Below are 8,171 nucleotides of genomic sequence, written 5' to 3'. Positions count from 1 at the left end.
AAAGTTTCTAAAGTACACACTTGAGATGATAGGAATAGAAAAAGATCTTAATTATATCTACGGAAGAAATAGAGATCGATTAGCTGCGACGATGTTGGGAGTGAATCTCTCTTTAGGATGTATTCCAGAAATCTATATTGAAGAAGATTATCCTGATGATGAGATTTATCGCGATGTCTTTGTTTATCGATCACCACTAAAGTGGCATCAACCAGAAAATACAATTCACAGTGAGCTCACAGCACCACTGAGAATGACTCAACCGAGCGAAAACTTTATTGAGGCCAATATCGATAAAATGATTAATAAGATTTGTCTTTCAAATTTTGTTAGTGAATCGTTCTTGGAAAATGTCAAAGAAGTTGCTCATACGGCACCAAAAGAATTGCAACATATTTATACAGCAAGTGGGCAAGCCGAAGCAGTCGATAAAATAGCAAAATCGATTATCTACAATACCACTCAACAAGATGAAAAGAATAAGAAGAGACAAAAGTTTCTCACATATCGAGGTCACTACTTTGGCAAAGGAAGTTTCTTATCGAGATCACTTAGCGAAGAGGAGAACTCATATTTTCAAACTATCTTCTTGGATCATCCAGGAAGTGAAAATTACGAGGAAATTCTACAACAAACAAATCAATACCTAACAGCAGGTGATGTGGTAGCAATTTTTATTGAGCCACTTCCACAAAGACTAAAAGAATCTGTTCCCAACGAATTCCTAAAAGGTCTAAAGCAGTTGGCAAAGAAAACAGGCACAAAGCTAGTCTACAATGAAACATCTTATGCAAACCTCGGCCATTCAGAAACAAACTGGTGGCGTTCATGTGAGCAAGATCTCACACCTGATGCATTCTTCGCCTACCTAGGAGCACAGGCGGCCATGACATTTATGAAGGATGAGATATTCCTAGAAAAACCACTCATGATGATCTCAACGTGGGACGGAGATGCTCTCTCAATGGCCCAATTTGTCGAGGCCATGCGAAAAGTGAAATCTAATAGGACAGGAATTACAAAAATTGAAAACCAATTCTCATCTTTAACGGCTCAAGAAAGAGTGCGACTGAACAGCTCGAGAGAGTTAGGCTATGGAGAAAAGTTATCATTAAAAGGAAAGGGTCCATTTTATCCAACGATAGGGAATATCCTATGTTAATAGATGTTGATTTTCCGATAATTCCATATCTGGCAAAAGACACTCCATTTGAAAGAGGAGTGAAACACGGTGAGAAATTTAAAGAAGCAATTAACGAGCTGGCCAGTATTAGAAAGAAGCTTATGCTCGCGAAGAATCCTAGTCTAGAGTCAAGTCTTGAAGAGCTTGCACAAGATCAATTCGACATAAGTCATCATTACGCTGCTGATATTGCTGATGAGATGCGCGGAATTGCTCAAGGGGCCAATTGTCCATTATCAGATATTGTTATTTTAAATAACTATACTGATTTTCGTGATATCCAGCTTCCTGATGAAGGCTGTTCTACAATTTATAAGAAAACACCTGATCTAAATATGGCCGGTCAAACTTGGGATATGCACAGTTCTGCTAAACGTTTTATTTGTGTCATTGAGCTACCAAAAACAGAAAATCCAGGGGCCTACATCTTCTCCCTTGTAGGATGTGTCGGGATGATGGGTATCAATACAAACCAAGTCTTTATTGGCGTTAATAATATCAACACTCTCAATGCTAAAATTGGTATGATCTGGCCAGTGCTTGTCAGAAAGTGCCTACAGGCGAAGAGCTTAAATGAAATGAGAGAAACTTTAACAAAAGCTCCTGTAACTTCAGGGCATAATTACCTAATCAGCAATGAAGAGCATGCTGAGCATTGGGAAATCTCACCAGGCATTATTGAAAAGGTCCTTGATTCAAAAACTGACCAAAATATGTATCACACCAACCACTGCCTAGGTTTAGAAATGGAAAAGAATGAGGATAAAAGTAGTATTAGCTCTACGACTTTTCCTCGCTTCGATATTTTAAAGAAGAGATTTTCTACGATTCACAACGAAGAAGATTTTATTGGACTACTTAAAGATCATGAGGGCTATCCCAAGTCAATTTGTTCACATTTTGAAAGTGGGGCCCAAGACCCTTCGATGACTTGTGGAGGGGCCACTTATAACTATGCGAAAAAGACCTTCCACATGTGGCGTGGCTGTCAAGAGCATGATGAGAACTACCGAGAATATACATTCTCTTTGTAGCTTCACACTATTGAATCCAATGAGGGATTCAATATAAGTTCATGGAGGTTTTTATGAATGAAGCCTATTACTACAGTTGGACTAAGCAAAACAGCGCTTCCAAGCTAGAAATCAAAGAAACAACTGTTGATAGTTATCTTACTCATGACAATAGAGAAATCTACGACCTTAGTAGTTGTAGCTACCACTTGAGTTTTGGACTTCGAAATGAGCGACTCACTAACGCAATTAGTGATCAGTACAAAGTCCTTCCTGCGGCCGGACCAAAACTTGTCTACAATCTCAAACAAGAAACATCACAAAAACTACTCAAGGCCCTAGGGCAAAATGAAGGTAAGATTTTCTACACTGTCTCGGGAGCTGAAGCAGTTGAAAATGCCTTAAAGATGGCACGTAAAGTTTCAGGGAAGGAGCATATCCTCTCCCGTGAAAAATCTTATCATGGTGCCAGTGTTGGGGCCCTCTCAATTACAGGAGATTGGAGAAGGGAGGGCTCTCCCCTGCTTGATCATCTCACCCACTTTATTCCTGAACCATTTGAAAATGATGCATTGGCAAAGACAGAAGAAATTATTAAAAAAGTCGGCCCACAGAAGATCGCGGCCATCTGTCTCGAGACAATAACAGGGGGTAATGGTGTCTATATTCCTGATCCAAACTGGTATGAAGGAATCCAAAACCTTTGTCGTAAATATAAAATTTTTCTCATCCTAGATGAAATAGTGTGCGGTTTTGCCAGAACAGGTAAGAACTTTGCCTTTCAACACTATAATCTTGCACCAGACTTTATTTGTATGGCCAAGAATATCAGTGGTGGCTTCTTCCCTTTTGGAGCCGTTTACACAAGTAAAGAAGTTTCTGATTACTACGAAAATGAGGTTCTTAGCTGTGGATTGACCAACTATGCTCATCCTATTGGGCTAAGAGTATGTTCTGAAATTCTTGATCTCATAGAAGAAAGGGAGTTCGTCGACAATATTAAAAATCTCGAACAAACTTTAAAAGACTCCCACCAAGAATTTAACCAATTAAGTTGTGTGAAGGAATGTCGACAAATAGGAAATCTTATGGCCGTTGAACTCGACTATAAAGATTCACTGTCATGGAATGATTTTATCAAAGAGAATCTCTATATTAACGTTTCAAATAATATTCTCATCATTACACCAATTATGATGACAACACCTCAAAGACTCAAACAAGCACTAAAGAAATTAAAAGGTGTACTAGAAAAGCTCTGTGAGAAAATAGGATGAATTATGAAATCTAAAGTATATGAAAACGCAAGCGAGGCGCTACACGATATTAAAAGTGGATGCACAATAATGAGCGGTGGCTTTGGTCTGTGTGGAATCGCTGAAAATAGTATCAATTATCTCGCAACTTGTGATCTCAAAGACCTCACAATTATTTCAAATAATATTGGTAATTCAGGTAGAGGTCTCGTCAAGTTACTCAAGAAGGATATGATAAAGAAGGCCTACTGCTCCTATGTAGGAGGAAACCCTGATTTGGAACAGAGAATCTTTAACAAAGAAATTGATGTTGAACTCGTGCCGCAAGGAACTTTTAGTGAAAGAATTCGAGCTGCAGGAATGGGAATAAGGGCCTTTTACACGCCAACAGGACATGGAACTCTAGTTGCCGAGGGAAAAGAGGTTAAAGAGTTTGATCGTCCATGTATCTTGGAAACAGCACTTCATGCGGACTTTGCCATAATCAAGGCGCAAAAGGGAGATAGTTTCGGAAACCTATGGTTCAAAGAGACAGCTAGAAACTTCTCCCCTCTTATGGCCATGGCCGCCAAAACAACGATAGTCGAAGTAGAAGAACTCGTTGAGTTAGGAGAACTTCAGGCTGAAGATATCCACCTCCCTGGAATCTTTGTCCAAAGAATCTACCAAGGTGAAGATTACGAAAATGCCATTGAATTTAAAAAGACGAGGGAAGAATAATGAGCTGGACAAAGCACCAAATGGCCCAAGAGGTTCTAAACCTTATACCAGAGGGCTCAAGTATAAATTTAGGAATTGGTTACCCAACACTTGTCAGTGAGATTCTTCCTGAAGATCATGACTATATCATTCACTCTGAAAATGGGGTACTTGGAGTTGGAAGACGTCCCCTGGAGAATGAAGTCTCTCCTACTCTCATCAACGCAGGAAAGGAAACAATTACCACGATGCCAGGAGCAAGCTTCTTTGATAGCTCTCTAAGCTTTGGAATGATTAGAGGTGGTCATATCGACTTTTGCATCCTAGGAGGTATGCAGGTGGATTCTGAAGGCTCTCTGGCCAATTGGATGGTCCCTGGTAAGAAATTGACAGGAATGGGTGGTGCCATGGACCTAGTCAACGGAGCTAAAGAAGTGATTATTATGATGGGCCACTACTCAAAAAGTGGTGAATCAAAACTCGTTAAGCTTTGTGATCTTCCCCTTACAGGGAAATCAGTCGTTGATAAGATTGTTACAGACAAGGGTGTCTTCGCAATAAATAATGGAAAATTTAAAATTGTTAAACTTGCTCAAAACGTAGATAAGAGTGAATTTAATGGGGATTTATTCGAAAATTAGATTTTAGAGATAAAAAAGGGGCCCCTGCAAAAGGCCCCGATTTTTTCGGCATCCTGCCTATCTCTTGCCACGACATCCTGTCGATCAATTAAAGTATAACTTTATTTTTTAAATTTTGCATAATTATTTTAAATAGGTAATCTTTTCCATTATACTAAGTAGAGATATTGAAATCACATAAGGAAACATGATGTTTTTTACTAAGAAAGAAAGACCGATTAAAGAGCTCTTTACATACTTCACACCTAATCCTCCCCTTAGAAATAAGGGATATCGTGAAAAAGAACTCGACCTTGTTGCTCAACTTTTCACCACTTATAATATTCAATATAAAATCACATCGACTATCCCGGGTGAGACTGGATTTTGGACGATCTTCGAATTTTCTGGCACTCATGAGGCCATACATGCCCTTAAGAACTCTCCAGAATACAATGAATATAAACTGACGCCACTCAATCAAGAATACTCACAAGAAGTTGAAGAGAACCAACTGGAACTCATCAGTGAAGGTGATGAACAATTCGAAAATCTCGACAACTATAAGCTTTAAAGAAGTTTCACAAGATGATTAATAGTATTCTCAAAAAAGTATTTATTATTGCAGTTACAATCTCATGCTCCAATCTTGATATTGTAGAAGTAGATTCCAACCAAAAAAAGAATGAGAGCCGTCTCAATGTAACTTGCCCAATAGAGAAAAAACCTATTTTAGTTTATTCCGAAAATAATAAGCTTAACAGTATCTACAAGAACTACTTTGAACAAAGTACGAAACAAAGTTTTCTCGATCATTACTTTAAATGGTCTCTTCTTCAGCTTGCTTCAAGGCCTGATTCGACGACTCTAAACTCGAAAACCTTAACTTATATTAAGTATGATAAGAAAGAGTATTTCTTAATCACAACTCCAAAGACTTTAAACTCCTCTAGTTATATCTCCCAACTCAATCAAGTTAGGAAGTACTTTAAAAAGTCACGCACAATCAAAAGTTATGCCCGCTCACTTGATAACTGGGACTTCTCTATTCCAGTGTCTAAAGAACTTGCAAAGTTTTTAGACAAGAACAAGGTTTCTCTCTACAAGAACCCAAAACTTAGGGCCATAGCCTTTAAGGGAAATCAAATCGCCAAGGATGGTGAAACGATTGCCCCCCCAAAATTTGAAGCGCTTGTAACGACATCTCAAAGACTCGATCAGAATATCTTTGAAACAAATCATCTCTTCAAATCTTCCAAGGATTACCTTTGTAATTTTGATAAGAATCTCTTCAGCTCGACACCACTGATACAGAGAAGAAGTAATGAGATACGCTCGAATTTCTTTGGACTCTTTCAGGACAAGGACAATTTCTTTATAACATTAACAAGTGCAAATCCGATTGTTGATCAATTCAATAAGAATTTTCTTAGCTTAAAGTCTCAGAAAATGACAAACTTCAATGCGGCAATCTGTTTTTCAAAGAATAATCAAGAATTAATAATGGCCAAGAACCTTATCCACTCTGAGCAGCTTCTTAACAATATTCTCAGCTCAACAGATAAGAATATGTCGCCTGAACAGATACTCAATACCAAGAGATTCCTCAACCTACTCTATCCAGAAAGAACAGTTGTTGAAATTTATGGAAGGCCATTTCTTCAAAAGAATGACCAAACAAAGTACTATATCCCAACTCTAGGAAAGGTCGATCTCATTAAGTATTCAAAGGGCTTTCACCTTTACAAAGAACCTCGTACAGGAATTCTAAAATGCGGCCCAGCGAAAACTTCAAAGAATTAATTATTTATGGTGCGGCTTCAAAGAGTGAAGTAAAACATATACTCATAACTGACGAAGATCTTGATATCAAGCTAATGGATTTACTTATTGATCACGGTCTTCCAATTGCATCAAGTTGTTCTGGTGCAAATATTTGTAAACTCTGCATGGTGACAGACGAAGTCATCTCATGCCAAAATACTTTAAGAGATTACTTAAAAAAATAACGAAAATAAAGTTAGTTATTAAATTATTTATAAATAAGGATCGAGCATGAAATACCTTTCATTTGATATCGAAGCGACTGGATTAGAAGAACATGACCTAATCATCGAATTTGCAATGGTTCCATTTTGTACACAGACCCAGAAAATCAATGAAGATCTGAAGAAGCATTTTTTTATTAAATGCCCAAGCTTTGAGGAACTTAAGCCAAAACTTAATCAATGGGTTATAGATCACAATAAAGAACTCATCGACAAGGCCCATAACGAAGGAATAGAGATTGAGAAGTTCAAAGAAGAACTCATTAACTATCTAGACTCAGATGAAGTTAAAGATTACTTTAATAATGAGCGAATTACCCTCTTTGGAAAATCGATGAGTGCCATTGACTTACCATTTATGAATAGAGACCTTGGTTGGGGTTTTATGAGAAAATATTTTAACCACAGACAACTGGATCTTTCTTCTGTTGCCTACACTCTCATTGATATGCAACATATCCCTGCCGAGTGTGAATCAGGTTCTAAGCTTATGGATTTTCTAGGAATGGGAGAAGTGGCCCATACTGCGCTAGAAGATGCTATAAATACGGCATTGATGTATTTTAAACTAATGGATATCGCCTCTAAGAAGTAATTAGTGGTGGAAGAATTTCTTAGGATCAAAAGCATGGGAATCTCTTCTCACTTCAAAGTGAAGGTGGTTCCCAGTTGATCTTCCCGTACTTCCTACGGCCGCAATCACCTGCCCTCTATGAACCTTCTGGCCCTTACTTGTAAAATTACGATCAGCATGAGCATATACAGTAAAGAAGCCATCTGAATGCGAAATTACAGTTATATTCCCATATCCACCAAGCTCTTTACCTGAATAAACAACGACACCATCATCGGCAGCTATAATATGGGCACCTCTTCGGGCCGCAATATCTATACCTTCATGCTTTCTCCCCCAACGTCTTCCAAAGCCTGAAGAGACTCTCTTAGACGAAGGTACTGGCCATAGAAAACGAGAAGAAGATCTTAGAGCATTATAATTAATACTGGCGACACTTCTTCCAGAGGCTTCATTAGCTATGATTCCCCCTTTATACGGAATAAAAACAGTGGAGCCCTTACTATAAGACTTCCCCTTATTAAATTCCTGAAGTTTCCAAGTTGAAATATCAAAGAGTTTGGCCAAACTCTTTGCAGAATAGTTCTTATCTAGAGTCACATAGCGTCCACTACGCATTCCCGCACAAGAAGTAATTATTGATAATATTACAAATATTGTAAGTAAATTTCTAAGTCTCATAATCTCGCCCAATATGAATCTTTTTCTGGGCGAGAATAACTAAGCCTTAACCATTATCGGCAATAATTTCCGCCCACCTTTCAATTTCTTCGGCTGA

10 protein-coding genes are annotated in these 8,171 nt (G+C 38.2%); 9 read left to right on the top strand and 1 reads right to left on the bottom strand.

The window, feature by feature from the left end:
• The 9 genes from M901_RS08055 to M901_RS08015 form a co-directional block, all read left to right on the top strand.
• Positions 1–1,162, top strand: a 1,162-nt coding sequence (locus M901_RS08055; protein WP_021277696.1) for an aminotransferase class III-fold pyridoxal phosphate-dependent enzyme, incomplete at its 5' end; no start/stop codon positions are given.
• Positions 1,156–2,217: an acyl-CoA--6-aminopenicillanic acid acyltransferase gene (locus M901_RS08050; RefSeq protein WP_021277694.1), complete on the top strand. Its 1,062-nt coding sequence runs from the start codon at positions 1,156–1,158 to the stop codon at positions 2,215–2,217. The genes M901_RS08055 and M901_RS08050, both read left to right, overlap by 7 nt.
• Before the next feature lie 53 nt (positions 2,218–2,270).
• Positions 2,271–3,473 carry an aspartate aminotransferase family protein gene (locus M901_RS08045; protein ID WP_021277692.1) on the top strand — a complete coding sequence of 401 codons (1,203 nt, stop codon included), beginning with the start codon at positions 2,271–2,273 and terminating at the stop codon, positions 3,471–3,473.
• Positions 3,474–3,476: 3 nt separating this feature from the next.
• Entirely contained in the window at positions 3,477–4,172 is a 696-nt protein-coding gene (locus M901_RS08040; RefSeq protein WP_021277689.1) for a CoA transferase subunit A, read from the top strand.
• Complete coding sequence (locus M901_RS08035) at positions 4,172–4,792, top strand: 3-oxoacid CoA-transferase subunit B (RefSeq protein ID WP_021277695.1); 621 nt, start codon at positions 4,172–4,174, stop codon at positions 4,790–4,792. The genes M901_RS08040 and M901_RS08035 overlap by 1 nt, the downstream gene beginning before the upstream one ends.
• 190 nt (positions 4,793–4,982) lie before the next feature.
• Complete coding sequence (locus M901_RS08030) at positions 4,983–5,345, top strand: hypothetical protein (RefSeq protein WP_021277698.1); 363 nt, start codon at positions 4,983–4,985, stop codon at positions 5,343–5,345.
• 14 nt (positions 5,346–5,359) lie between these two features.
• Positions 5,360–6,574, top strand: coding sequence for a hypothetical protein (locus M901_RS08025; protein WP_021277690.1), 1,215 nt, complete (start codon positions 5,360–5,362; stop codon positions 6,572–6,574).
• Positions 6,544–6,780 carry a hypothetical protein gene (locus M901_RS08020; protein ID WP_021277691.1) on the top strand — a complete coding sequence of 79 codons (237 nt, stop codon included), beginning with the start codon at positions 6,544–6,546 and terminating at the stop codon, positions 6,778–6,780. Before M901_RS08025 ends, M901_RS08020 begins: the two co-directional genes overlap by 31 nt.
• Before the next feature lie 46 nt (positions 6,781–6,826).
• On the top strand, positions 6,827–7,414 hold the full coding sequence (locus tag M901_RS08015) for an exonuclease domain-containing protein (protein ID WP_021277693.1): 588 nt from the start codon (positions 6,827–6,829) through the stop codon (positions 7,412–7,414).
• Here the strand turns inward: M901_RS08015 and M901_RS08010 are convergent, their stop codons facing one another.
• On the bottom strand, positions 7,415–8,074 hold the full coding sequence (locus M901_RS08010; RefSeq protein WP_021277697.1) for a M23 family metallopeptidase: 660 nt from the start codon (positions 8,072–8,074) through the stop codon (positions 7,415–7,417).
• Positions 8,075–8,171: the final 97 nt, after the last annotated feature.

The sequence above is a fragment of the Bacteriovorax sp. DB6_IX genome (assembly GCF_000447775.1).
In the GTDB taxonomy this organism is placed as follows: Bacteria; Bdellovibrionota; Bacteriovoracia; order Bacteriovoracales; family Bacteriovoracaceae; genus Halobacteriovorax_A.
The sequence above is the reverse complement of the archived record's forward strand: the minus strand, read 5'-3'. Positions and strand labels throughout refer to the sequence as shown.